Source organism: Microcoleus sp. ARI1-B5, from assembly GCF_036705795.1.
In the GTDB taxonomy this organism is placed as follows: Bacteria; Cyanobacteriota; Cyanobacteriia; order Cyanobacteriales; family Microcoleaceae; genus Microcoleus.
The window spans coordinates 68,330-94,669 of the sequence record NZ_JAUBVK010000029.1 but is presented as its reverse complement, the minus strand read 5'-3'; the positions used below and the strand labels follow the sequence as shown (position 1 = coordinate 94,669).

Genomic DNA, 26,340 nt, shown 5'->3' with positions numbered 1-26,340 from the left:
TTTAAGAAACTAATCAAAATGTCTTTGCTGTCAGCAGAGCCGAAGATTTTTTTAAAGGCAAAGTCGGTTTTGGGGTTGATAAAACTCATGGCTTTTTGAATTTATTAGAGGTTGATAAGTTGAGGTTAGTGTTATTTAAGCTATCTAACTATTATACAATTTTGTCGGTTGGGTTCGCGGACATCGCCCAAACCCACCCCCCAGATGGATGCCAGCCCTGAGTCCGCGCCTGGAGAGTCAATCTAAAATCGAAAAATGGAAAATCTCAAATCGACCCAGCCCCTCAGTCATTTTTCCCAAACAGCTAACTCAGGAACGTTTCGCGAATGGTAAGGTCATGGTAGACAGAGCACCTCAAGTCTGCTAAAAAAAACAGCTATGAAGTTTGTCTGCGTTCTATCCCCTCAACGGTTGCTTTCTGCTGGTATCGCATTGCTCTGGGCGATCGAGTGCGGCGCTATTCTCGCTCCCAATGGGGCCGCGGCCAATGCTCCCGGGCAAATTTATTCGTCGGGGCCGCCGAAAATCCTCGCTAGTAACGATGTTAGTTGCAACGGGGCCCGATCGCCCGAAACTCGCTGTGCAGTCGGCGGTTTGTTCGTCAAGACTCAAAATACAGCCAGAGAACAAGTCTTTCCTCTCAAGCGGACTGAAGTTAAAGCGAAAATTGCCGGCAATATCTCCCGCGTCGAAGTTGTTCAGAAATTTGAAAATCCTTTTCCCGAATCTTTAGAAGCTGTTTATGTATTTCCTCTGCCCGACGAAGCGGCGGTGGACGACATGGAAATTAAAATCGGCGATCGCACTATTAAAGCTGATATCAAACGCCGCGAGGAGGCTTTGGAAATTTACCAAAAAGCCCGAGAGCAAGGCCGGACTGCGGGTTTGTTGGAACAAGAACGATCTAATATTTTTACTCAGTCTCTGGCTAATATCAAACCGGGAGAAAAGATTGAAGTTACGATTCGCTACACCGAGAGTCTCAAATTTGCCGGCGGCGATTACGAATTTGTGTTTCCCACAGTGGTAGGCCCGCGCTATATTTCGCAAAATACGACCGATGCCGATCGCATTAACCCGCCTGTTTTGTTTCCCGGCACGCGATCGGGTCACGATATCGCCGTGAAGGTAGAAATAGATGCCGGAGTTGCGATCGGCGATGTCCGCTCTACTTCCCATCAAATTACCACAGACCGCAGCGGCAACATTGTGCAAGTCCAATTAGCCAATTCTGACACAATTCCCAATAAAGATTTAATTTTGCGCTATCGAGTAGCGGGCGAAAATACCCGCTCAACAATCTTGACTCAATCCGACAAGCGGGGCGGGCATTTTGCTACTTATTTGATTCCGGCTTTAAATTATAAAGCTAATGAAATTGTACCGAAAGATGTCGTGTTTCTGATGGATACTTCCGGCTCTCAGCAGGGCGAACCGCTGGCAAAATCTAAGGAGTTGATGCGCCGCTTCATTCAAGGGCTCAATCCCAACGATACTTTTACAATTATTGATTTTGCCAATACGGCGCAAGCGCTTTCAACTACTCCTTTAGCAAATACTGCCCAAAATCGACAAAGCGCAATTAATTATATCGACAAGTTGCAGGCTAACGGCGGCACTGAACTGCTGAACGGCATTCAAGCAGTGATGAATTTTCCGGAGGCGGCAACGGGAAGGCTGCGGAGTATTGTACTAATTACTGACGGTTACATTGGCAATGAAAAAGAAGTGCTGGCCCTGGTGCAGCGGAGTCTGAAACCGGGAAATCGACTTTATAGTTTTGGTGTCGGCGGTTCGGTGAATCGGTTTTTGCTCAACCGTTTGGCCGAAGTGGGAAGAGGCACGTCTCAAGTAATTCGTCAAGATGAACCGTCAGCATCCGCAGCAGAAAAGTTTTTTAGTCAAATTAACAATCCGGTATTGACTGATATTCAAATTAGTTGGGAAGGAACGGGGGAAAAACCGGAGATTTATCCGATCGCACCGCCGGATTTGTTTGCGAGTCAGCCGCTGGTTTTGTTTGGCAAAAAGACCGATCGAGCCCCCGGCCAACTTCGCATCCGCGGCACTCAAGCCGGCGGCAAAGCTTACGAGCAGATTTTACCTGTTAATTTCGATCGCTCCGGCGGGCGGCAGCGGGAGTCAACTTCAGTCGCAGCAACTGTTACAGATTTTGGCAATCCGGCGGTAGCTCAACTTTGGGGGCGATCGCGCATTCAAGATTTAATGAATCAAATGTTTGGCGGCGAGACTCCTTCTCTGGTGGAAGCTGTGACTAATACTGCTCTGACTTATCACTTGCTGTCGGAATACACGGCTTTGGTGGCTGTGAGCTCCGAAGTGCGAGTCGAACCTGACGGATCTCGTCGTCGCGTGCAAGTGCCTGTGGAATTGCCGCAGGGTGTCAGCTATGAGGGTATTTTCGAGCGGGAGGAGGGCGAGCAAACAAGAGGCGGGGTTCGCAGTGTTACCCCGACTCGCGGTTTTGCACTGCCAGCGCCAGCTCCTCGCGCGCGGCAAGCCCCTTACAGCGAGCCACCCCCCCAGCAGCAATTTGCTGCTCGCTTGCAAGTAGCCAGCGCGATCGGGTTGGATGCTGGGGCGATCGCATCTCTGAATCAATACCTGCAATCTGTCAATCTCCCGCCGGGGGTTAGCGGCTTTACGGCGTGGGAAATCTCGGTAGAAAACGGCCGCGTGGCGCGAGTGGCGATCGACACTAAAACCTCGACCATGCAAGCAACAGACGCCATTGAGACTCTCAAAGCAGCCTTGATTTCCTGGCAACCTCCCGCAGGATTCAAGGGCACGATCTTCGTCAGGTTGCAAGCGAACCCACAGCCGCGTTAACAATATAGTCCTGGACTCCGGGGAGGTCAGAAACCGGGTTTTGTTGCAAAAATCTTTCGCTTAGCCCTCAGATTAGGTGAAAAACCCGGTTTCTTTGGTCTTGAGATCGCATTTAAGCCGGATCTAAGATGAGGACGATCGTTAAGGAATAACTATCTATGTCACGAAACATTAACTTTTAATTCAAAAGTACCGAAACCGGGCTCTCTACCGAGAGAACAATATAAAATCTTTATTAAGAGATCGCTTTTGAACAGAAAGTGATGTTAACAGAAGTTATACCGTTTGAGGCCAACGCTGAAACAGTCTAATTTTTGTAACAGTAGAATTTCTGAAACAACCCTAAGAGTAAAGATTTCTCGATCGAAACCCCCCTATCAGAGAAGGTATCACGCCCTATGGAAGTTTGCGAACTGCTCAACAATTACGAAAAAGGACAAAGAGACTTTGCTGGAGCCGATCTGCGCGGAGCCAACCTCAGCGGAGCCATCTTAATCGGAGTCAACATGGAGCGGGCTAATCTTTCCGGGGCGAACCTCAGCAGGGCGTTTCTCACCAAAGCAACGCTCAAAGGCGCACAGATGCACAGAGCAAATCTGAGTTTTGCCAAAATGGGCGAAACCAAACTTTCAGGCGCAGATTTGACAAAAGCTAATTTGAGCGGAGCTTTCTTGGTAAAAGCAAAATTGCCGAGAGCAAAGTTAAGCGGCGCAACTTTAACCAGCGCCAACCTGCGGAGTGCTGTGTTGTGGAATGCCAATTTGTGCAGCGCCGACTTGCAATTAGTTAACTTGCTCGGCGCCAACCTGACGGGAGCTAATTTTAAATGGGCAAACCTTTACGGTGCAAAGCTCAACAGTGCCAAACTCTTTGGAGCTCAATTAACCGGAGTCAGTCTGCGGCGAGCGCAGTTGACAGGGGTGAATCTCTGCGGTGCAGATTTGAGCGGCGTCAACGTCAGCGAAGCGAAACTGATGGGAGCTAATTTGGAAGGCTCGAATTTGGCGGGGGCGAATTTCAGCGCGGCTCAGTTGCGGGGGGTGAAGTTGGCGGGAGCAAACTTAACTGGGGCTAAGTTTAGGGGAAGTTGTTTGAGAGGGGCAAATCTGAATTGGGCAAAGCTGTGTCAAGCTGATTTGATGGCGGCAGATTTGAGTGAGGCGACTTTAATAGGAGCTAATTTAGATAATGCTTTGTTGGCGGGAGCTATTTTGCCGGCATCTACGAGGCGCTACTTTTCTTTAGCTGGGGCGTGCAGAGTCAATTCTTGGGAAGTTGCGGAAGTTAAAAATGGGTGATTGGGAATTGGTAATGGGTAATTGGTAATGGGAAATTGAGAATTGTTGGTTATCAACCAATGACAACTAAAAACTAATACCAATTTAAAAACTTTTGCTACAATACTCAATCTTATATCAATTATCAAAAACATTGCAACAGAGAAATTAGAGGTTTCCCTACCAGGGAATGCGATCGAGGTTTTCTGTTCAAATCAATCTAAAATATAAAATCTACAATCTAAAATCGTTATGACTGTTAATTTTGGGGTGGTGCTGGTAACTGCCGGCTCGGAGGCGGAGGCGGAGAATCTTGCTAAATCTCTAGTTGAACACAAGCTGGCTGCTTGTGTGAGTTTGTCGCCAATTCGCTCTATTTATACTTGGCAAGGCGAGATTCATGCCGAGTCGGAGTGGCAGTTGCTGATTAAAACAGATTTGGCTAAATTTGAGGCTTTAAAAACAAAAGTTCGGGAACTCCATTCCTATGAAGTTCCCGAAATTATTGCTATTCCCATTATCGCTGGCAGCGAGGCTTATCTGAATTGGCTCGAACAATCTTTAGGTTCGCAGTGAGGACGAAGAGTCCTAATTTATCTTATCTAGAGGGACTGAAGTCCCCACTACAAACGGTCGGAAACCTACATATTTTGACTGGTAGGGCCGATGACGCCGACTTTGTGGCGAAAAGTTAGTTCGCCGCCGAACCAGCCTGTAATGCCCAGCAAGGCTGCAACGACGATCGATATTGCTAAACCTGTAAAGACGATCGGCTCAGCCGGATTTCCTTGTCGCAACACCAAGTTAATCAGGGAAAGTACCATAGCCGCCACATTGCCGCCCATGTGCAACCAGCCAGCACTGCGTTCGCGCACTCTTTTAACTTTGAAAAAATCTAAAAAGCCCGTGATTGCGGCCAAAATCCCCGCACCAAAACCGACACCGATCAGCCAAACCGAAGCTCTCGCCCAAAACAAATCGCTTGTCAGCCAATAACCGATGTCGGTGCCGGCTGCTCCTACTAAAAAGGCTACCGGAAAGATGACGATGACGGGGTGAAGCGGATGGCCTGCAACTGAAACTGTACTCGTAATGCCGGCGTCGCGATACTCTCTCTCGTCACTTTCGAGAATTGGCGGAATATTGGGATAGGGCGTACTATTTCTTTGATTTGTTTCCATGATTTCTAGCGATAAATTTTGTACAAAACCCGTTTTTATTGGATTGAACTTAATCCCAAATCCGCTCGCCATTTTCGTCAACGCGGGCCTGCCGAATTACGTCGGAAATTTCCTCGGCGTCTTTGACGTGGTGCAAAGCTTTCTTTTCCCCGTCGGGTTCTTCTACGATCACGTAAGTTGGAACTGTAACTGTATCTCCTGTGATGTCGGGCACGTGGTCAACTGCCAGTTGCTGGGCTTTTTCTTCGATGCTTTGCGGTTCGTCGGAAATGCGATCGCCCGGATTGACAGTGCGCTCCATATCTCTGCCCGGTTTGTCGATACTCATAAAACCTCTCTGGTATTCCTAATTTTCTGCTGCTTGTAATTGCTACTATTGAACGAAAAATCTCCCTCCGCAAACATCTCCCGAGGGGTGGAAGTTTCTGTTAGGGCGATCGCAGGCAGCCTCTTCCTATAGGTATAGACTTTGGGGCCTGTTCCGAAACAACCTAAGCTAAAATCAAAGCATTATTTCTTCCTTCCCTGTGAATTGCCCATGAAAAGTTACGATTGGATTGTTGTCGGCGGCGGAATTACTGGTGCAGCGGTGAGTTACGAACTCGCAAAAAAAGGTTTTGCTGTGCTGCTTTTGGAACGAGATGCTACCATGCAAAATGCTACTCGTTTTAGTTACGGCGGCTTGGCTTATTGGTCGGGTACGACTGATTTAACTCGCCAATTGTGTGCAGAAGGTATCGAACGCCACCGCAATTTATCTGCCCAATTAGATGCTGATACTGAGTTTCGCGAGTTGGATTTGTTGCTGACAATTGATGCGGGCGCCGATCCTGAAAAAATAGCGGCAAATTACGCGCATTTTGCCATTCCTCCGCAGCTTTTGAGCGTTGCAGAAGCTGGCGAGTTGGAGCCTTTGCTGAACAAAAGTGCGATCGCCGGAGCTTTGACTGTCCGTCACGGTCACATTTCGCCTACTGCCACAAATCGAGCTTATTGTCAAGGGTTTTTGCGGTTGGGAGGAACTCTAGAAATTGCTGAAGTAACTAATTTAATAACAGACAAAAATCGGATTTCGGGAGTCCAGACGGTACAAGAAACTTACGCTTGCGAAAATGCGGTGATTTGTGCTGGAGGTTGGAGTCGGAGTTTGCTGAAGGCGGCGGGTATTTCTGCGGGAGTTTATTTTACTCGCGCCGAGATTTTGGAGACGGCGCCTGTGGATTTGAAACTCAGGACTTTGGTGATGCCTGCGGTATTAAAACGTTTTGAATTGGAAGCTGAATCGAGTAAAATTGAGGTGGATTTTCTTTGGGATGAACCGGGTAAGGAGTTGTTACCGCCGATTTTAGATGCTGGTGCAATTGGGTTTAATGACGGGAGTTTGCGGATCGGACAATTGTCTCGCACTTTGAGCGATTTGAATGCTAAAGTCGATCGCGAAACCAGCGAAACGGCAATTCGTGCAGGTATCGGCAAGGTTTTGCCTGAAGTGGCAAATTTACCCGCAACTTGGCACGATTGTATTGTGGCATTTAGCGCCGATCGGCTGCCTGTAGTGGGGGAAATTGGAGCTCGCCCGGGATTGCACGTTTTTTCGGGTTTGAGCAATCCTTTGGCGATCGTACCTGCTTTGGCTGAGCGATTTGCAAATTCGGCTGCGGGAGAAAAAGATTGGGCGATTCCCTTCGGGATAGCTTCGCTTCACGAGCTTTTATCTCCGAATAGATTTGCTGAAAAATGACTAATTTTAACTGTTAGCTTTTAACTGTTAGTGGAGAGGGCTGGTTTATGTATATTGTTAGTTGGAATTTATAGATTGTTCGTGAAACCAGCCCCTACGGATTCGCTAATACAAGAATACATCTAAAATATCAAGATTGGTAGGGGCGGGTTCACCCGAATTTCAATCATCAAATCGCCGGACTCAAAAACCCGCCCCCTCCCATCGCAAATACTTAAAAACCTGTCCTATAATCAGAATTGGTTGGTTGGGTGGGGCGGGTTTATTAATATTTTGGATGTTAATTATAGATGGTTGGCGAACCCGCCCCTACGGATTCCCTCAGACAAGAATACATCTAGAATATGAAAATTGGTAGATACTATATTTTGGGGTCTTACCAATTAATAACCAATGACTAATGACCAACGACTAATGACTCATGACTAATGACTAAAAAAAAGGCAGCGCCACAATAAATGTAGTACCTTTACCGATCGCACTTTCCACATTTATTGTACCCCCGTGCAGGTCAACTATGTGTTTGACAATGCAGAGTCCCAAACCCGATCCTTTAATCTTGCCTACATTCGCACCCCGTTCAAACTGCTGAAATAGTTTTCCTTCATATTCCGCTGTCATCCCAATTCCCTCATCTCGAACGCAAAATATTATTTGCTGGTTTTCGCAGCTTAATTCTAAACTTACATTGCCGCCCTTGGGAGAATATTTAATAGCGTTTGAAAGCAAATTAGTCAGGAGGTGGTGCAGCATTTTTGCGTCGAGATTGGCGTGAAGCCGCTCTGTTTGGGCGACGAAAGTTACGAAGTGTTTGTCGGTGACTATCGGTTGCAGTTCTTCTAAAATAGAGGTGCAGAACTCCGTCACATTTAGCTGATTTACATTCAAGGAAAGTTTGCCTGATTCTGCTTTGCTGAGCATTAAAATATCTTCCAGCAATTCACTCATATTGCTGACCGCTTTTTTAATGCGAGCGATATTTTTATTGGTAGTTCCTGGCGGACTAGGCAATTCGCTATCTTCCAGCATTTCAGCCGAGAGCTGTATGGTAGTTAAAGGAGTGTTTAAATCGTGGTATGCCATTGAAACAAATCGCGCTCTATTTTCGCTTTTAGCGGCTGTTAGTGCTATAGTTTTTTGCATTTTAACTGATTCTTGATGTTTGCTCAGCGCTATCTTGATGGTGGCGTGCAGTTCTCGTTCTTTAAAAGGTTTGAGGAGGTAGCCGTAAGAACCAGTATTTTCGGCTCGCTGCAAAGTTTCGTCGTCAGCATAGGCAGTTGTATAGATAATTGGGATATCTAATTCTTGATGAATTATTGCTGCTGTTGCTATACCATCCATATCACCTTTTATGACTATATCCATTAAGATTAAATCGGGTTTAATTTCGCCTGCGCGCTGGATAGCCTCGGCTCCTGAAGAAACAATGTCGGCGATTTGATATCCCAATTTTTCTAATTTATGGGCTAAATTTTTAGCGATTAATAATTCATCTTCTACTATCAAAATATTAATTGCTTTTTCGTTCACATTCATGATTTTAAAACCTTTTAAAGTAGTTTAATTCGTGAAATTTTAAGTAAAATTCTGTGCCTGTTTGTCTGAACAGTTCGATGGTTCCTTCTAACTGCTCGGTTAAAGTGCAGACAACTTGAAAGCCCATTGAGTGAGTTTTCCTAAAATCTAAGTTTTGAGGAAAGCCCAGGCCGTTGTCCTTAACGAAAAGGTGGATTTCCCGATCGCCAGTTTGATAGCATTCTACACTAACTGTACCGCTCGTGCCATCAGGAAAAGCGTGTTTCAGGGTATTTGAAACCAATTCATTAGCAATTAAACCGCAGGGAGTAGCCGTCTCAATATTTAGGGAAATTGGTTCAGCTATTACCTGCAACAGAATGCGGTTGTCGCTAATATTGTAAGAGTGAAACAAGTTAGTTACCAAATCTTCGAGATATTCGCCAAAATTAATTTGCGCCAGGTTGGTCGATCGGTACAGTTTCTCGTGAATCAGAGCCATAGAGTAAAGGCGGTTCTGACTTTCTTCAAACATTTTGGCGGTTGGGGGGTCGGCAACTGTGTTAGATTGCAATTCTAACAGACTGGCAACTACGCAGAGGTTGTTTTTGACGCGGTGGTGAATTTCTTTGAGCAAAATTTCTTTTTCTTTGAGGGAGTTTTTCAAATTTGCTTCCGCTTGGAAGCGATCGCTCAATTCAGCTTGCAGTTGCTGGTAGAGTAGAGATTGCTGAATGGCGATCGCCAATTGATTCACCAACTGCTGAAATAAATTCATTTCCCATTCTTGCCACTCCCGGGGCCCAGAGCACTGGTGCGCAATCAGCAATCCCCAAAGTTGGCCGTGCTGAACAATGGGCACGACTAACTTAGCCCTAACTTCAATTTCTTTCATAAACTCCACCACACAAGGTGTAATGCAGGGGTCATCTAGTTCGGAGATCGCACAAATTCGCCCTTGCAAATAAAGCTGATAATTTTCGGCAGGAAAAACCTCTTCGCCAAAACATCTATCCACCAGTGGGCTGCATCCTTCTGCCACCGCTTCGGCAATGACTAAACCGCCGCTTTCCGGTAAAATTTGATAAACCAAAACTCGATCGGCTAACAAGACTTGCTGGAGTTCGGCAACCGTGGTGTTGAGAATTTCCTCTAATTGCAAAGACTGGCGGACGCGGCGGGCGATCGCCTCCACTAGCCGTTCTTGCTCGAACTGGTGCCGCCAAGCTATTTCGGCGCATTTAGAATTGCTGATATCGGCGGCGTAACCAATAATTTCGAGGGGAATGCCCTTGCTGTCAACCAATAGTTTCAGTTCCGTCCGCAGCCAGCGGTAAACTCCGTCTCGGTGCAGAAAGCGGTACTCGCAAATGCAATTTTTTCCCTCGGACAAAGCAGAAAAGTTTACTATAAATTGCGGCAGATCTTCAGGGTGAATGCGGCTCGACCAAAAGTTAGAATCAGCTAACACCTCTTGGGGGTCGTAGCCAACGATTGCCTTAACATTGTCGCTGATGTAAGTAGTACAATAATCCCCCGCCGGTGCGGCAGTAAAAATTACCGCAGGATTAGAAGCAAGTAAAAATTGCAGGCGTTCTTTTAACTGCTGCAATTCCATTTCTGCCCGCTTGCGGTAAGTGATATCTTCGATCGCCGCCATGCTGTAGAGAGGAATGCCCTCGCCGTCGCGGAGCGGCGTCACCGTCAAGTTTGCCCACACCAACTCGCCATTCTTCTTAATCAAGCGTTTTTCCATTTGGAAGCGAGAAATATTGCCATCAACCAACTGCTTGACTTGCTCTAAATCTGCTTCTAAATCTTCCTGGTGGGTGACATCAGCGAAACTCATTACCGCCCAATCCTCATCGCTGTAGCCTAACATCTGGCGGTGAGCTTCATTCACTTCGATCGTGCGGTAGTCGCGCACGCTTGCCAAACCGATCGCGATCGGAGCATCGTCAAACAAATTGCGAAACTTTTCCTCGCTCTTTTGCAGCGCAGCTTCTGCGTGTTTGCGAGCGGTAATGTCTCGGGCTACCCACATCACTCGATCGACCCCCAGCGGCGAAACACTGCCATCAAACCAGATTAACTTGCCCTCAATTTCCATGCTGTATTCAACTCTGTGGGTTTCCCCAGATGCCAAGGTTTGGCGAATGTGGCCGAGGACAAAATTAGCTTCCGTTTCTGGCAAGATTTCGGCGAGGGTTTTGCCCAGCACTTCAGCAGCCGGTTTGTACAGCAGTTGGGCAGCCGTGGGGGCGACTTTGAGGTAGCGGCCGCTTGCATCGAAAACCAGCACGATATCCGTCATGGCATTAAAGTGCGCCAGCAGTTCGGCTTCGGAGTTTTGCAGCTTTTCTTCGGTCAATTTGCGTTCGGTAATGTCGGTGTCAGTACCCGTCAGGCGGCAAACCTTGCCCAGCGGCGATCGCACCGCACTGCCGCGGGCAAGCATCCAGCAGGTGCTGCCGTCAGAGCGCAGCATCCGGTGTTCGACTTCAAAAATTTCTGTCACACCCTCTCGATAAGCATTTACTGCTTCCCAGACTGCAACTAGATCCTCGGGATGAACCAGAGACATCCAATTTTTCCGGAGGTTGGGAATCTCTGCGTCCTGATAGCCCAACAAAGCTTTCAAAGACCGATCGATGTCGATAAAGTCGGTTTCCAAATTCCAGTCCCAAACCCCCACTTTGCCCGCCGATACTGCCTGGTCGTAGGATTCATTGGCCTGCTGAACTCGCAGTTCTAATTCTGTATTGAGCTGCTGCAAAGCGATTTCTGCAAGTTTGCGATCCGTGACATCCCGGCCCGCAGCTTGATACTCGACGATTTGTCCGCTTTCGTCGAATATAGCCCGATCGATCCACTGCTGCCAGCGAATTTCCCCCAGAGGCAAAATTACTCGGTGTTCGCAAGTAAAAACAGGGTTAGAGGGAGACACAGAAGCATATTGCTCTTGAAAAATTTCTCGGTCTGCTTCTGGGATCGGCGGCATAAAGCTGTTACCGAGCAAGTCGAACGGCTCCACGCCGAAATAGCGGCAGTAAGCTTGATTGACAAATGTGATTTTACCGTCGGGGAGGTAGCGGCAAATCAGTTCGGTTTGGTCTTCCACAATCGCCCGGTAGCGCGCCTCGCTCTGCTGCAGGGCATTTTCGGCATTTTTGCGATCGCTGACTTGTTTTTCGATTTCTGACTTGCTTTCTTGGAGTTCGCACAGTTTTTGCTGAAGTTTTACAATTTCTTCTTGCAACATTTTGACGAGGCTGTAAATTTCAGGGCGCATCCTTTCTTCGCTGACTAAACCTACTGGTTGACCCCGTTCGTCCACAATTGGCAAGCAATCGATCGAATGTTGACAAAATAGCTTAAATGCGGTCAAAATATCTGTAAATTCAGATTCTTTTAAGACTATTAAATTCCGCGTCATTGCGTCGGCAACTTTCATTTCTTGCCATCCGTATTCGGTGGCTAAGTTCAGCACATCTGGCGGGCTTAGCAGTCCGACTAGCTGATTTTCCTCGACAACTAAGACGCAACTAATCGATGCTTTTACCGTTGCGTTTGAGTCGGGAAGCGGGCAAGTGTTTGGCTCCCGACGCATCAGGGCGATCGCCTCCCCGACGGAAGTTGAGGGCGCAACTGTCACCGTTGGGCGATCGACAAATTCGTTGGGCGATCGTAAATTTACCGACAAATTAGCAAGTTCCATAACTCTTGGCCAAAAAGTATTCCTAACTAACTTTAGCAACACTTTTAGTCATCAGCCAGATGACCGATGACTGATGACTAATGACTACTGACTACTGACTAATGACTACTGACTACTGTTGGCGAGCTCTTGTGTGCTCGCAAAACATGACTGCTGACTGCTGACTGCTGACTGCTGACTCAACTTATTTTTTACCAACAAGCAGATAAGTTTTCATACCCCCTTTACCTTTAACTTCAATAGTTCCGCGCCCTTCAAGCAAATATTTGTGTTTCAATAAGTGATAAGTAGTTTCACTGACTTGAATCCGCCAAGGCAAACCATGAGATTCCATGCGGGAAGCGATATTTACCGTATCGCCCCACAAATCGTAAATAAACTTTTTGATGCCAATTACTCCGGCAACAACCGGGCCGCTGTGGATGCCGATGCGGATGCTAAAATATTTCTTATTCTCACCATTAAACCGAGCTATTTCAGTTTGCATATCTAGGGCCATTTGGGCGATCGCCTCTGCATGGTCAGCCCGAGGGTAGGGCAGCCCTCCTACCGCCATGTATGCGTCCCCGATTGTCTTGATTTTCTCTAGGCCGTGCTGTTCGCACAACAAATCGAATCCTGAGAAAATCTTATTCAGGAGTTCCACGAGGTCGATCGGATTCATGACAGCAGACAAAGCAGTAAACCCCACAATGTCTGCAAACAAAACAGTCACTTCCGGAAAGTATTCAGCAATAGTAGTTTCGTTTTGTTTGAGCCGTTCTGCTATTGGGTTCGGCAAGATATTTAACAGCAGCTTTTCCGATTTTTCTTGTTCTTCCCGCAGGGCATCTTCTGCTTGCTTGCGTTCCGTAATGTCGTGGTAACTCCAGACTCTACCGATAATTTTATCTCCCAGCCGCTGCGGTTCCGAATGGCGTTCAAAAAATCTGCCGTCTTGAAATTCCAACAAGTCAAAACTTTCGGCTTCTGGCTGGTCGTAAAGCGATTCTATTCTCTCTTGGAATGCTTGCGGGTCTTTGAGTTGGTTCTGCACAAAGGCGATCGTTGTTGCATCGTCTCGCAGCGCCATCACATCGCTAGGTACGCCCCACATTTCCACAAATTCGCGATTGAAAGTAACTATTTTTCCGCTCCTGTCAATAGCTAAAATACCGTCAGCAGTAGAATCAAAAGTTGCTTGCAGCAAGGACGCAGATTTTGCTAGAGCATCTTCCGCCATCTTGCGAGCAGTAATATCTCGCAAAATAGCGCGAATCGCTACTAACGAACCTTCCAAAAACTTACAGTTTATGCTACCTTCCAGCAAAATTTGTTCGTGATTCTTAGTAATAAATATTACTTGAATAGAGTGCGGATAAAATGTATTTTCATTGACCGTTTTTTTCGTAAAAGCTTGATATAATATATCCATCGACTCTGGGGAACTGTTGGGATGAATGATATCAAAAACAGTCATTTGAGCAATTTCGGCTTCGCTGTAGCCCAGAGTTTCCCGCCAAGCCCGATTTACATACAAAAAATGACCGTCGGCTCCAATACTTTGAATTAAGTCAGTAGCATTTTCAAATAAGTCTCGTAATTGTTCTTCGCTTTCCCGCAAAGCTATTTCCGCTTGCTTGCGCTTGATAAATTGACCGAGTTGGCTGCCGATTGTTGCCATTGTCTGGAGCAATTCTTCATCAAAACACTGCACTTCGCGGCTGAAAAAAGTCATCACCCCCAACACAGACTTTTCAGAATTTTCCTGCTCGTAGTCGCCCAAAATTGGGAAGCCAAAAGCTCCGTGCAGTCCTTCTTCTGCGGCGATTTCTCGGCGCAGACAACTGTCGCTTTCTGTGACATCTGCAATCCACTGAGACGAACCGCTGGCCCAAACGAGACCGGGCAATCCTTCGCCGAATCCACAGGTCATTTGTTGGGCAAATTCGGCAAATTTGGGGATGGAAACTGAGGGTTTTGTCCAACTGGCGACGCAGCGAAGCGAATTGGGGTCGGAAATAGCAGTTATTCTCTTACTTCCTAACAGCAGTGTTTCCCCAGCTTCCGGCATCCAAAGTTCGGCAGTCTCCCACCCCAAACTGTCGCAAATTGCGGGGAGAATTGCTTCTAGAGCTTTTTTGATTGTTTCGGATGTAGAGAGGATGTGAGTGGTGACGTACTGAGCTACTTTTCGCTTGCGGGCTCGCTGTCTGTCTGTCATGTCGCGGCCGATGTACACAAAATCTTGGAGGGCCGCAGAAGTTGCAGAAATACTTTTCATGTCGGTCGGAATCGCCGTACAGGAAAAGGAAACTGTGAGCTTTTCTCCCGTTTTTGCCGTGCAAATTACTTCAGTGTTAGTTTGAGATTGTTGAGGCGACTCTTGGCTGACTGCTTGTAAAGATGCGCCCTCAGCAGCAAGGGTGTCTATTTGCTGACCTACTAATTCTGATTCGCTGTAACCGAACAAATCTTGAGCCGCTTGATTGACTTTTTTAATTTTTCCCGAGGCCGTTGTTACCAACAAAACTTCGGCAATTGAAGTAATAATTTTTTCAACATAATTATTAGTAGCCGCTAAGGTACTCAATAAAATATTCATTTCATTGGTAGCTTGGACTAGAGTTTGTTCCAAACCCATCCTGTCGGTTACGTCTTCAAAAAATACAATTAATCTCTGACAATTATCGTCATTGCTGAACTCGACGATATACATATCAAAATAAAGCCGCGAGCCATTTTCTAATACCCGCGTCATCGCTTTTAATTCAAAATTTGGCAACCGCCCTTCAAAAATATCGATTAAAATTTCTTCAGTTCCCACCAGTTCGGGAAAGGGAATGCGGACATCGTTGCCGGCCGCTACTTCCTCGGGACAGTCGGCAAAGCGCTGCACTTGGAGAGATGTCTCTTGGATTAAAAAGTCTCTATCCAGTGCTAGGTACTCCAAGTGGTGGGGAACCAACAGTTTTTTTAATAGGGTTTTCATGTAGGATTTTTAGTAGTGAACGCGCCCTCTGTTCGTGATAGTCATTAGTCCTGCCGTCATTAGTCCTGCCGTCATTAGTCATTGGTCATTAGTCATTGGTCATTAGTCATTGGTCATTAGTCATTGGTCATTAGTCATTGGTCATTAGTCATTGGTCGATTTGAGATTTTTCGATTTGAGATTTACTTCACAGATGAATCTGGCAGCGTGAACTTTTGTCTAAAATTTTTGGCTCGACCAGCCAAGCTCGCGTAGGTGGCACGGTACTCATTTTTGGGCGGGGTCATTCCCAAATCGAAAAATGGAAAATCGCAAAATGGAAAATCGTATTATAGCGGTTCTCAAAAAAGTGAGGTATGCTTGCGTGCGCGGTTTGGCCGGTTTGGCCGGTTTGGCCTGCTTGCCCTGCTTGCCCAATTCCCCATTCCCCATTCCCCATTCCCAAATGGTACTACCTCTGTTTTTCAAATGGAATTGTGACTACAAAGGTAGTGCCTAGCCCTGTGTCGCTGGAAAATTCGATTTGACCTCCGTGCAGGTCTACACACTGTTTAACTATGGATAAACCCAGTCCTGTACCGGGTATTTTTCCGACATTTTGGGCTCGGTAATAAGATTCAAACAGTTGTTCTTGGTCTTCTATAGGAATGCCAATGCCCGCGTCTTTTATTTTAAATATAGCTTCTTCACTATGATAATTTAATTGAAAATCAATATAGCTGTCGATCGGCGAATATTTGACAGCATTTGACAGCAAATTTGTCAAGATGTGCCGCAGCAATTTGGAATCGAGTGCGGGCCAGTGTTGTGTTTCCTCCGACTCCCGACCGGGTTTTTTCGCCGGCGGAATAGCTTTTCGGCAATTAAAGTTAATTCTATGATTTTTTCCGTAACTAATTTTAATTGATTCTACTAACTCGCTGCAAAATTTTCGCAAGTCAACTGGTGCGGGATTGAATTGGAGTTTTCCTGCTTCGGCGCTGCTGAGCAACCGCACGTCATCTAATAGCTGAGCCATGTGTTTAGATGCTGATTTAACGTGTTCGAGGTATTCTTGTTTTTCCGCTTGGGTGATTGCGTCGCCGTATTCTTTGAGGATTTGAGTAGCAAATAATACTGTATTTAAAGGATTGCCGAATTCGTGAGCGAGCATCGAGAAAAAACGAGATTTTACCTGTCTGAGTTCTTGCTCTTTTGCCAAAGAGCGGCGAATTTCTATGTCTTCTTGCTTGCGTTCTGTGATGTCCCTGCCAATATAGATGAAATCATAAAGTCCCTCTAATTCTGTCTGAATTGCCGAACAGGAAAATTCTACCCAAATTTCTTCTCCTGCTTTAGTAGTGCAGACTACTTCCAATTCTCTGAGCAGCTCTTTTTGAGACAAAATATAGCGGTGGCGAGCTTGGTAAAGCAATGTTTCTTCGACTACTATTATGGAGAGTGGGTGGTCGAGCAATTCTGTTTCGCTGTACCCAAATAACCCTTGGGCTGATTGATTGACTGTTTTGATAATTCCTAATGTTGTTGTCACCAACAAAGCATCGCCCATCGAGCGAATCACTTTATCTATATAATCTTTAGAAGCGGCTAAGGCGCTCAGCAAAAGATTAGCTTCATTCGCCCTCTGCATCAAGGATTGCTTCATCACCATTTTTTCGGTGGCATCTTCAATCAAAATTAGCAAATTACTTGCCATATCTTGTTCGTTTTCATGCTCTACAGCCAACATATCAAAGTATAAAGGGCGGTTGTTGTCGGCAAACCGAGCGATACCTTTGAGTTCAAAGCTCGGCCGCCGTCCCATCACGATCGACATCAGGATATTTTCAATCCCAATCAGTTCGGGAAAACTGATGCGAGCATCTGCGCCCGGTATCGCGTCGCCCGGAGTATCGGCATAATGCTGCACTTCGGCGGAGGTTTCTTGAATGATGAAATTGTGATTTACTATTAGATACTCTGTTTGTCGCGGGCCCAAGAGCTTCTTAAAAAGGGGGTTCATGCTTGTTCTACCATTGTGTAAGCTAGTTTGTGGAAGATTTCGTCAACGTCTTTGCCTGTTTTAGCCGATGTTGTGTAAACTGCTATTACTTTGTCTTGACCGATAGAGTGCGAGATTTCGACTAGCAGCGCCAATTTTTCCTCGTCAATCAAGTCTACTTTGTTCAAAGCGACGATTATTGACCCTTTGGGGTTGACTGAAGAAAAAAGCTTAACGTGTTCCGAGATTCGCTCCACTGTTTCGGTGCGGCTGACATCGGCAACTATTAAAACGCCGCTAGCTCCCTGCAAGTAAGTCGGTGCGATTCCTTTGAATTTTGTATGCCCTTCTAAGTCCCAAATTAGCAACTGTGCTGTGACGATTTCCTGCTGTTTTGTGTTTTCTAATACGATACTTTTGCGGGAAATTTTCACTCCGACTGTCGAGAGGTACTCGTCGCTGAATTGCCGATCGACAAAACGGCGGATCAGGCTGGTTTTGCCGACGCCAAAGTCGCCGATCATGCACATTTTTTTAGATATAGTAACTGACATAATTATTTGCTGTTTATGCTCTTAGTTATTGGTTCAAATAGCACGCATCTGCTTAAAAGTAGCGGTTGATTGGGTTCCACCCCGGCCGGAGGATTGGGGCTACCAACCGCTTCGAGGCGCTTCGGGTCAGCACCTTGCCGCACCAAAGCATCTCGCACTGCTGCGGCACGCCTGAGCGACAACTGGTGATTTGTGGCAAGTTCCCCTGTGCGATCGCTGTGCCCAATTATCTTAATATGTTTTTGAGGATATTGATCCATGAAACTTTTGACACTGGCGAGGATTTCTCCCGATGTTGAGTCTAATGTTGTCGTTCCTTGGTCGAAGTAGATGCGGGTGGCAATTTTGAGCGGATCTAGTTTAACAGTGCTGACGACCGACTCAACGCCGGGAATTTGCTTCAGGGACTGGGCAATTTTCTCGGCGTCTGCGCCCTCGATGACTGTCCCCTCTACTGTAACTTTGCGATCGCCATACCGACTAGAAATAGAAACGCCCGACAAGCGGTTCAAAACAGCGGTGATCCGCTGCACTTCACCCGCCGTCAAAACGGGATCTGGAGGTACATCTACAGCAATAATTTGATTGTCTAATTGCAGATTGGGTGCACTTGAGGCGGCTATTTTTGCGGCTTTTTCCCGCAATTCTCGATTTGGCAATTTTCCGGTTAACTTGAGAGTGTTGCCGTCAACGTCGGCGTTTAAGCGGTAAACCGCTAATTCTGGGGTCGAGGCTAAAGCTAAAGCGGCATTAGTTGCAAGGGGGCGGTCAATGCTCCGGCGGTGCTGATGAATTCCCCAAGGTACTAAAATTAAGCTTAGCGCTGCCACGGTCAGGCCGATCAGCACGAAGGGGGGTTTTGTTGATTTTTCCTTTTCCACCGGGTCGAATAAACTTTGGATAAACGGGTGCAGAGAGTCCGGTATAGTACCGGGATCGCCGTTAAACTCGTGAATTAATTTAGCGTAATTAAGGATCAGATTACTAACTGTTTGCCGGAGTTTGTTGATGAACGACTTTGGGGGTTCTCCTTTAATCACGACTGCCATGTAACAGTATCCCGCTACTTCTAGCATGATTTTGGAGTCGCCGTATTCAATTTGATTGAGTTCCGAAATTTCTCCGGGCTGAACGATGCACTCGTTCACAAAGCTGCGAATAGCTGTGAGCATTCCTGCTACCATTTCTGATTCTAACTGGTAGGTTTCTGAGTTTTGAACTTCGGAAATTACCAAGCCTGATGCTTTGTGAATTAAGAATGCTGCTTGGACGGTAAAAGGTATTGATTCTCTGAGGATTAATTCAGCTTCGGAGACTCCTTGTACTTGGGAGCGAATTTTGCGTCCTACTCCTTCCATGCTTAAGCTATTTGAGACTTTTTCGTTGATAGTTTGAATAGCTTCTGCCATGTATTTAGAGATCGTACTGCCAATGACGGGATAGAGAGCATCCACCATTGAGTCGCGTTCGAGGGATATTTGGGCTGTAATCGCTTTGCCCATTTCCGGGGCGAGGGCTTGGGCGATCGACTCTTGGTCGAGGCGAATTTGCTCTTTAATGGCCAGGCCCATTTCTGGGGCGATCGCCTTAGCAATATCCGCAGGCGAATTGACTATTTGTTGAGAAAGTGCGTCGGGGAGCAGCTCAGCAATTGCAGAGCTCATTGCCGACTTGTTTTCGACAGTTTTTGCCCTAATCACTTCGTCAATAATTGGCACGATCGCCTTGACAACTTCTTCTCTGGAATCGGCAATTTTGCGGCTGAGAATTTCTGCGATCCAAGGCAGCATCAGCGCGATCAATTCTTGGGGATCGTAGATTTGGTGCTCGAGTTTTCCTAATTTATCGTCGATGCTTGCCAGCAGGTGGCGCACCCCGGGCAAGTCATTTTGTGCCAAGAGATTTTTCACTTGCTCGATCTCCGACATTTGCGAGCCAAAAATCAGATTTTGCAGCCTTCCCATCGCGTTGTCGGCTTCATTTAAGTCTTGTTTAATTTCGCCTAATATTTCTGCTCGCTGGGATATCGGTGTGGGCTGTTCTTGCAACTGTGGCATCGATGGCAGCGAAGCAACCACCGCATCTACATATATTTTTTCTGACGGCTGTGAAAGTCTGGGAACAGGGGCATTCGGCTCAGTTGCTGCGGGTGGTGCCTGAGTTTGGCGATCGGACAAATCCTCTAAAGCAATCTCGAACTCCTCGGATTTTTCCGCCTGTAGGTGCTGCGGAGCATCTGAAACAGTCAAGTGAGGCGATTCTCTCTCAAAATCCGAAACATCTGCGGAAACATCTATTGTTTTAGCTGAGGAATAGTTTCTTTCCAGTTCTGAAGTGTTGAGTTTGTGAGTAGCGAACAGCCAACTTTTCGACTCGCCTGCAACAGCCGGGGAATCAGTAGGTTGGGGTTGGCGAGAGCCTGTTTCTGGGACGGCTGCAATTTCCTCTTGCTCTTGCTCAGAAATACCTAACAAATCCATCAACCCGCCGAGGGCCCCAGATTGATTTTTTTTGCTGTTGTTGTTACCTTCGGATTGGCGAGAGCCCGGGGGTGGCCCGACGGCTGCAATTTCCTCTTGCTCTTGCTCAGAAATACCTAACAAATCAATCAACCCGCCGAGATCCCCAGCTCGATCGTTTTTGCTGCTGCTGTTACCTTCGGATGGGCGAGAGCCCGGGGGTGGCCCGACGGCTGCAATTTCCTCTTGCTCTTGCTCAGAAATACCTAACACATCAATCAACCCGCCGAGGGCCCCAGCTTGACTGTTTTTGCTGCTGCTGTCACCTTCGGACTCTGGATTTTGCTGGTTTGAACCAGCAAGAATTTTGAGATCGAGCAACAGATTCAGCAAGGGTTCTAGCTGGATTGCTGCCTCGGCAGCAGACTCGTCAGGTTGAGAAACAAAACCCTCTAGCTGATTTTCAACTTCCGGATTTTCTTTCGGTAAAGCCATGCGTTATTATCCGTGATGGTGGCGCTCCGGTAACAGAAATTCGTTATTTAACTTATTATCAGCAACGCCTTTAAGTTCGGGCACAAATTCTGTTCCTTTGAGCCTCATGCCGAGTTCAAACAGAATTTCTGCCATGTCGTCTCTGGAAACTTTAACATCTCTGAGCATGGAAAAGCGCCGGTCGAGTTCTTCAAAAACCTGTGTTTTGAGAGTGCGGGTTTCTTCGGAGAGTCGCTCTCTGCTTTGGGAGAGTTCGTCCCGAATCGAACTGGTTTGATTGTCTATAGCCTCGTCGAGGGCTTCTATGCTGCTGGAGAATTTGCGGTTAACGCGATCGATTTGCTGCCGGAGATCGGCGCTTTCTTCTTGCGTGTTTAAGGTGAGCGATTTAACTTTCTTTTCTAACGAATCAACTGCCGCCCTCATTTCTGTGGACAGAACTGTTTTCACCTGTTCGATGCGAGCTTGCGTATCTTGCTGCATCATCGACAAGTCGGAATCTATTTTATCAAAACGATTGTCGTATTCTCTAAGCTGCGCCCCGAAAATGATATCGCGAATCTGGTCAATATTTCCCAGGCGTTCGCGCATTTCTTCTTTGGTTATTTCTGCCATGATTTTACCTCGAATCTCCCAAAATTGTGAATTTAAGAACTGTACTATATTTTTTGTTAAACTGCTAGTCGAACCGTTGCAGCAGGCCCTTCATACGTGCTACTGACTTTGACTGTTATTGGTGACAGTTGTCAGATACAGGGGCTTTTTGAGGCACAGCTCGACTTTGAGACACTCCCACCCCGAAAGTGGGGGATGAGAGTCTTGAGAAGTTTAACTCTAAATTTCCGTGAAATTCAGGTTCTTGGAGGCAATCATCAGAGCCACAACGAGGCTCCCCAAAATAGCGGTTTGCTATCCTTGCCTTGCAGCAAGCTCCTCAATCGTAGATTTTCCTCCAGACAGCGAGGTAGGTTTTCATGTCTTGTACTGACTTTTCAATGATATCGCATCTTTGACCGTGCCTAATGCCACAGCGCCGGAGCCGCGGCAAAAAGCGGGCGGGGGCGATCGCTTGTCATGTATAAGATATAACTCGAAAGCTCGATCGATCGAGTCACAGGACTCCGAGCCGGATATCTCGCTACATATCAGCAAGCGAGCCGGACGATCGCGCTCAAACAAAAACGCTGTTTACAAAATCAGGATGCTCCCCTCTGTCCCCTCTCGCCCTCGGACTCTCCCCCTCTCCTCCTCGGACTCTTCCCCTTTCCCTTTCCCTATAAAAAAGCGTAGGGCCCGATCGACAGCGACCAGACCCAATAATATGAGAACTTTGTTTTTTCTAACAAACGAGATGTTTTTCCGGTAGAGAACAATTACTTACTAGGGTTTACAACTTGTGCAGCTTTACTTTTAATCCGCAAGCACAATAAGTCTGACTCGACTGCGGTTTGGCTTGACTGCGCGATGGCAGTGTCGCCACTATTCCAAGTTGTGTTCGGTTAATTTCGGCCGCGCCTCGGAATCTAGACCGGAGACACCATGTCTATATCCTTGAACTTTGCTTCTAAATATAGCGACCTCCTGTTTCTTTCTGTCCCGGTGTCTATTCTTAAGTTAGCACGAGCTTTGGGAGGAGTAAAGCACAATTTGCAAAACTTGATAGGTCTTTACATTACTAAGTATAATGATATAAATATCCACATAGATGTAAGTTAGGACTCACGCACGGCTGCCCGCAAAGAAACCGGGTTTTTTCACTCCTATTGAGGATTTTAAGCAACTATTCTGGTTGAAAAACCCGGTTTCTGGACACCCGTGCCTAATTCCTATAAATTCTATTGTTGCTACATCTTTACATACTTAACAGTTCTTGTCATGTCTATTTCTCCTAAGTTTCTCAGTGGCAGCCAAATCCGCCAAACATTCCTCGACTTTTATGCCCAGCGGGGACATAAAATCTTGCCCAGCGCTTCTTTGGTGCCGGAAGATCCCACAGTGCTGCTGACGATCGCCGGAATGCTACAATTCAAGCCGATATTTCTCGGACAGCGCACCGCCGAATCACCGCGCGCGACGACTTCTCAAAAGTGCATCCGCACCAACGACATCGAAAACGTCGGCCGCACCGCCCGCCACCACACGTTTTTTGAGATGTTGGGGAACTTCAGTTTCGGGGATTATTTCAAGAAACAGGCAATTGCTTGGGCTTGGGAACTTTCCACGGAAGTTTTCGGTTTACCAGCGTCGAATTTGGTTGTTAGCGTTTTCCGAGAAGATGACGAAGCTTTTGCGATTTGGCGCGATGAAATTGGCATTCCGGGCGATCGGATTCAGCGCATGGGAGAAGATGACAATTTCTGGCAATCCGGCCCGACTGGCCCCTGCGGCCCCTGTTCGGAGATTTACTATGATTTCTACCCAGAGAGAGGCGACAATATTGACCTCGAAGATGATAGCAGGTTTATTGAATTCTACAACCTGGTTTTCATGCAGTACAATAAAGATGCAGAGGGCAATTTAACACCGCTGCAAAATCAAAATATTGATACTGGCATGGGACTGGAACGGATGGCGCAAATCCTCCAGCAAGTCCCCAATAATTACGAAACAGATTTGATTTTCCCGATCGTTCAATCGGCGGCGGAAATTGCCGGGATTGATTACCACAATAGCGATGAAAAAGTCAAGGTTTCGCTGAAAGTAATTGGCGATCACGTTCGGGCTGTGGTGCACATGATTGCGGACGAAATTCGCGCGTCGAATGTTGGTCGGGGTTACATTTTGCGCCGGTTGATTCGCCGGGTGGTGCGCCACGGGCGGCTGATTGGAATTCAGGGCGAATTTACGGTGCGGGTGGCTGAAAGTGCGATCGCCCTTTCGGAAGCAGCTTATCCAAACGTGCGGCGGCGGGAAGGTCAAATTAAGGCGGAATTGGCAAGGGAAGAAGCGCAGTTTCTCAAGACTTTGGAACGCGGAGAGAAGCTGCTGGAGGAAATTGTCGATCGCACAAAACAGCAAGCAAACCAACAAATCAGCGGTCAAGATGCTTTCACTCTTTACGATACCTACGGTTTCCCCTTAGAACTGACTCAAGAAATTGCTGAGGAACAGGGAATTTCTGTGGATTTGGACGGATTTGAAAGGGCAATGAAGGAACAGCAAACTCGCGCTAAAGATGCTCGCCAAACTATCGATTTGACCGTGCAGGGTTCTTTGGATAAGTTGGCTGAAACAATCCAAGGAACTGAGTTTGTCGGTTATGCTGAATTGTCGAGTTTAGCTGAGGTGGAAGTTATCTTGGTTGACGGCAAATCTGTGGAGGAAGCAGCCGCCGGGACTGAGATACAAGTTGTTTTGAACCAAACGCCGTTTTATGCTGAATCCGGCGGACAAATTGGGGATAAAGGTTATTTGAAAAGCGGAGATAATGGTGATGGTTTGTTGGTGAGAGTTGAGGATGTGAAGAAGGAATCGGATTTCTTCGTGCATTTCGGCTTGGTGGAACGGGGAACGCTGAGAGTTGGCGATAGTATTACTGCGAAAATTGACAATAGCAGCCGTCGGCGCATTCAGGCCAACCACACAGCAACTCACTTATTACAATCAGCTTTGCGGAAAATTGTGGACGATTCGATTTCGCAAGCTGGTTCGCTGGTATCGTCAGAGAGATTGCGGTTTGATTTCAATTCTCCGCGCGCTGTCACAGCAGAAGAGTTGCAGAAAATTGAGGATTTAGTTAATAGTTGGATTGCTGAGGCGCACGCTGCGGTCGTTGCAGAAATGCCGATCGCCCAAGCGAGGGAAAAAGGCGCGACTGCGATGTTTGGCGAGAAGTACGGCGACGTGGTGCGGGTGATCGATTTTCCCGGCGTTTCGATGGAATTGTGCGGCGGAACTCACGTCAGCAATACCGCAGAAATCGGGCTGTTTAAGATTGTTTCCGAAGCGGGGGTAGCGGCGGGAACTCGCAGGATTGAAGCGGTTTCCGGTCAAGCTGTTTTGGACTATTTGAACGTGCGGGATAAGGTGGTGCGCCATTTGGGCGATCGATTTAAGGCGAAGCCTGAAGAATTGCCGAACCGGATTACTAATTTGCAGAATGAGTTGAAGGATACTCAGAAACATTTGGCTGCTGTGAAGTCGGAATTGGCGATCGCGAAATCCGACCAGTTGCTGAGTGCGGCTGAGGATCTCGGCGAATTCAAAATCATTGTAGCTCAATTGGGAGATGTGGATGCAGAAGCGCTGAAAACTGCGGCGGAAAGATTGCAGCAAAAGTTAGGAAGTGCTGCGGTTGTTTTGGCATCAATTCCTGAACCGGATAAGGTAAGTTTGGTGGCAGCTTTTAGTCCCGAAGTCAATAAAAAAGGATTGCAAGCTGGCAAGTTTATCGGGGGAATTGCTCAAATTTGCGGCGGAAAAGGCGGCGGGCGGCCGAATTTGGCGCAGGCTGGAGGACGCGATGCAAGTAAGTTGCAGGAAGCGTTGGAAAGTGCTCGCAATTTGTTAGTTCAAGGGTTGGGTTAATCTGGGTTTTTTGTAGGAGACTAAAACTCTTTGTATCTCTCGTTTATAGCGGAGGCTAGATCCCCCTAAATCCCCCTTAAGAAGGGGGACTTCGATCGGAATCTTGTCCCCCCCTTCTTTAAGGGGGGCTAGGGGGGATCGGGGCCTAATCGTCAGTTCGATCGCTTCCGTCTGCCTGAATCTTCGCAGGCTGCTACCGCATATTTGGGCCCTTACATCTGCGTTTATCCGCGTCCATCGCCAACATCTGCGGTTAAAAACTCCCTTGATTTCCCCCGGCAAAAAATGTAAAATCCTACAAACATGGGTTGTAAAAAATGAACGAAGAACGCCGCCAAGCCTATCTCACCCTGATTCAATCTCTCCTCACCTGGGACAGCGACGAACAAACCGCCATCCTGCAAGCCAATCTCGAATTATTAGACGATGAATTTGCCCAATATTTGCGATAGTGGGCAACTGAAACCCTGCCCAACTTGGATGCAGACAAAGCAGAAACTATTGCCAATATTTTATACAATTTCAATCTAAAAATCTCAAGTCTTCAGCAAGGCAGTCGCCGAAGCAACATAGAGATTGCGATTGCTTGTCTGGATATAGGATTAACTATTTTTACCTGCGAAGCTGACTCAGAAAAGTGGGCAATGTTTCACATTTGTCTAGGTATTGCTTACTATTCCAGAATCAAGGGAGACAGGGGTGATAATTTGGAAAGGACGATATTATTTTTTGAAGCTGCTTTAGAAGTTTACACCCGCGAAGCTTTTCCCCAAGATTGGGCGGGGACTCAAAATAATTTGGGAGAAGCTTACAGAAACAGAATCAAGGGAGACAGGGGAGAGAATATAGAAAAGACGATCGCTTTTTATGAAACTGCTTTACAAGTTTACACCCGCCCAACTTTTCCCGAATATTGGGCAATGACTCAAAATAATTTGGCACTTGCTTACAGCCAGAGAATCAAGGGAGACAGGGGTGATAATTTAGAAAGGGCGATCGCTTTTTATGAAGCTGCTTTACAAGTTCGCACCCGCGAAGCTTTTCCCCAAGATTGGGCGGGGACTCAAA

General features: G+C 46.9%; 16 protein-coding genes and 1 pseudogene. 7 read left to right on the top strand and 10 right to left on the bottom strand.

The annotated features are described in order from the left end of the window. On the bottom strand, window positions 1-89 hold an 89-nt coding region (locus QUB63_RS28530; protein WP_332948745.1), incomplete at its 3' end, for a PD-(D/E)XK nuclease family transposase. A 289-nt stretch (window positions 90-378) separates the two neighbouring features. On the opposite strand from QUB63_RS28530, the gene QUB63_RS28525 reads away from it, so the two are divergent. From QUB63_RS28525 to cutA, 3 genes are all read left to right on the top strand, one after another. Next, the gene (locus QUB63_RS28525; RefSeq protein ID WP_332948739.1) at window positions 379-2,850 is read left to right on the top strand and encodes a VIT domain-containing protein; all 2,472 of its coding nucleotides are present in this window, start codon (window positions 379-381) and stop codon (window positions 2,848-2,850) included. A 398-nt stretch (window positions 2,851-3,248) separates the two neighbouring features. Continuing rightward, a complete protein-coding gene (locus tag QUB63_RS28520; protein WP_332948738.1) occupies window positions 3,249-4,148 on the top strand; it encodes a pentapeptide repeat-containing protein in 900 nt (299 codons plus the stop codon). A gap of 231 nt (window positions 4,149-4,379) precedes the next feature. Continuing rightward, on the top strand, window positions 4,380-4,703 hold the full coding sequence (gene cutA / locus QUB63_RS28515) for a divalent-cation tolerance protein CutA (protein WP_332948737.1): 324 nt from the start codon (window positions 4,380-4,382) through the stop codon (window positions 4,701-4,703). Window positions 4,704-4,768: 65 nt separating this feature from the next. On the opposite strand, the gene QUB63_RS28510 is transcribed toward cutA, so the two are convergent. Next, entirely contained in the window at window positions 4,769-5,308 is a 540-nt protein-coding gene (locus tag QUB63_RS28510; protein WP_332948736.1) for a DUF2231 domain-containing protein, read from the bottom strand. A gap of 49 nt (window positions 5,309-5,357) precedes the next feature. After that, on the bottom strand, window positions 5,358-5,636 hold the full coding sequence (locus QUB63_RS28505; protein ID WP_332948735.1) for a hypothetical protein: 279 nt from the start codon (window positions 5,634-5,636) through the stop codon (window positions 5,358-5,360). Between the two features lie 210 nt (window positions 5,637-5,846). On the opposite strand from QUB63_RS28505, the gene QUB63_RS28500 reads away from it, so the two are divergent. After that, complete coding sequence (locus QUB63_RS28500) at window positions 5,847-7,049, top strand: NAD(P)/FAD-dependent oxidoreductase (RefSeq protein ID WP_332948734.1); 1,203 nt, start codon at window positions 5,847-5,849, stop codon at window positions 7,047-7,049. A gap of 432 nt (window positions 7,050-7,481) precedes the next feature. Here QUB63_RS28500 and QUB63_RS28495 read toward each other — a convergent pair whose 3' ends face one another. From QUB63_RS28495 to QUB63_RS28465, 7 genes are all read right to left on the bottom strand, one after another. Then, window positions 7,482-8,588 (bottom strand): hybrid sensor histidine kinase/response regulator, encoded by a 1,107-nt coding sequence (locus QUB63_RS28495; RefSeq protein WP_332948733.1) that lies wholly within the window; start codon window positions 8,586-8,588, stop codon window positions 7,482-7,484. 4 nt (window positions 8,589-8,592) lie between these two features. Further along, window positions 8,593-12,285 carry a PAS domain S-box protein gene (locus QUB63_RS28490; protein WP_332948732.1) on the bottom strand — a complete coding sequence of 1,231 codons (3,693 nt, stop codon included), beginning with the start codon at window positions 12,283-12,285 and terminating at the stop codon, window positions 8,593-8,595. Window positions 12,286-12,469: 184 nt separating this feature from the next. Continuing rightward, a complete protein-coding gene (locus tag QUB63_RS28485) occupies window positions 12,470-15,256 on the bottom strand; it encodes an adenylate/guanylate cyclase domain-containing protein (RefSeq protein WP_332948731.1) in 2,787 nt (928 codons plus the stop codon). A 451-nt stretch (window positions 15,257-15,707) separates the two neighbouring features. Next, complete coding sequence (locus tag QUB63_RS28480) at window positions 15,708-17,258, bottom strand: PAS domain-containing sensor histidine kinase (RefSeq protein ID WP_332948730.1); 1,551 nt, start codon at window positions 17,256-17,258, stop codon at window positions 15,708-15,710. Continuing rightward, entirely contained in the window at window positions 17,255-17,791 is a 537-nt protein-coding gene (locus tag QUB63_RS28475) for a Rab family GTPase (RefSeq protein WP_332948729.1), read from the bottom strand. The genes QUB63_RS28480 and QUB63_RS28475 overlap by 4 nt, the downstream gene beginning before the upstream one ends. A gap of 2 nt (window positions 17,792-17,793) precedes the next feature. Beyond that, window positions 17,794-20,745, bottom strand: a complete 2,952-nt coding sequence (locus QUB63_RS28470; protein WP_332948728.1) for an OmpA family protein — start codon at window positions 20,743-20,745, stop codon at window positions 17,794-17,796. Window positions 20,746-20,751: 6 nt separating this feature from the next. Then, complete coding sequence (locus tag QUB63_RS28465; RefSeq protein WP_332948727.1) at window positions 20,752-21,360, bottom strand: hypothetical protein; 609 nt, start codon at window positions 21,358-21,360, stop codon at window positions 20,752-20,754. A 1,260-nt stretch (window positions 21,361-22,620) separates the two neighbouring features. Here QUB63_RS28465 and alaS point away from each other — a divergent pair. The 3 genes and pseudogenes from alaS to QUB63_RS28450 form a co-directional block, all read left to right on the top strand. Next, complete coding sequence (gene alaS / locus QUB63_RS28460) at window positions 22,621-25,272, top strand: alanine--tRNA ligase (RefSeq protein ID WP_332948726.1); 2,652 nt, start codon at window positions 22,621-22,623, stop codon at window positions 25,270-25,272. A gap of 317 nt (window positions 25,273-25,589) precedes the next feature. Beyond that, window positions 25,590-25,724, top strand: a complete 135-nt coding sequence (locus tag QUB63_RS28455; RefSeq protein ID WP_332948725.1) for a hypothetical protein — start codon at window positions 25,590-25,592, stop codon at window positions 25,722-25,724. Window positions 25,725-25,748: 24 nt separating this feature from the next. Beyond that, window positions 25,749-26,340: pseudogene (locus QUB63_RS28450) on the top strand (CHAT domain-containing protein); the annotation flags it as partial.

What these genes read in the sequence shown, in the direction of transcription:
- QUB63_RS28510 (WP_332948736.1), bottom strand. Translation starts at nt 5,308, where the DNA reads ATGGAAACAAATCAAAGAAATAGTACGCCCTATCCCAATATTCCGCCA.
- QUB63_RS28500 (WP_332948734.1), top strand. Translation starts at nt 5,847, where the DNA reads ATGAAAAGTTACGATTGGATTGTTGTCGGCGGCGGAATTACTGGTGCA.
- QUB63_RS28495 (WP_332948733.1), bottom strand. Translation starts at nt 8,588, where the DNA reads ATGAATGTGAACGAAAAAGCAATTAATATTTTGATAGTAGAAGATGAA.
- QUB63_RS28490 (WP_332948732.1), bottom strand. Translation starts at nt 12,285, where the DNA reads ATGGAACTTGCTAATTTGTCGGTAAATTTACGATCGCCCAACGAATTT.
- QUB63_RS28455 (WP_332948725.1), top strand. Translation starts at nt 25,590, where the DNA reads ATGAACGAAGAACGCCGCCAAGCCTATCTCACCCTGATTCAATCTCTC.
- cutA (WP_332948737.1), top strand. Translation starts at nt 4,380, where the DNA reads ATGACTGTTAATTTTGGGGTGGTGCTGGTAACTGCCGGCTCGGAGGCG.
- QUB63_RS28525 (WP_332948739.1), top strand. Translation starts at nt 379, where the DNA reads ATGAAGTTTGTCTGCGTTCTATCCCCTCAACGGTTGCTTTCTGCTGGT.
- QUB63_RS28485 (WP_332948731.1), bottom strand. Translation starts at nt 15,256, where the DNA reads ATGAAAACCCTATTAAAAAAACTGTTGGTTCCCCACCACTTGGAGTAC.
- QUB63_RS28465 (WP_332948727.1), bottom strand. Translation starts at nt 21,360, where the DNA reads ATGGCAGAAATAACCAAAGAAGAAATGCGCGAACGCCTGGGAAATATT.
- QUB63_RS28480 (WP_332948730.1), bottom strand. Translation starts at nt 17,258, where the DNA reads ATGAACCCCCTTTTTAAGAAGCTCTTGGGCCCGCGACAAACAGAGTAT.
- alaS (WP_332948726.1), top strand. Translation starts at nt 22,621, where the DNA reads ATGTCTATTTCTCCTAAGTTTCTCAGTGGCAGCCAAATCCGCCAAACA.
- QUB63_RS28475 (WP_332948729.1), bottom strand. Translation starts at nt 17,791, where the DNA reads ATGTCAGTTACTATATCTAAAAAAATGTGCATGATCGGCGACTTTGGC.
- QUB63_RS28505 (WP_332948735.1), bottom strand. Translation starts at nt 5,636, where the DNA reads ATGAGTATCGACAAACCGGGCAGAGATATGGAGCGCACTGTCAATCCG.
- QUB63_RS28520 (WP_332948738.1), top strand. Translation starts at nt 3,249, where the DNA reads ATGGAAGTTTGCGAACTGCTCAACAATTACGAAAAAGGACAAAGAGAC.
- QUB63_RS28470 (WP_332948728.1), bottom strand. Translation starts at nt 20,745, where the DNA reads ATGGCTTTACCGAAAGAAAATCCGGAAGTTGAAAATCAGCTAGAGGGT.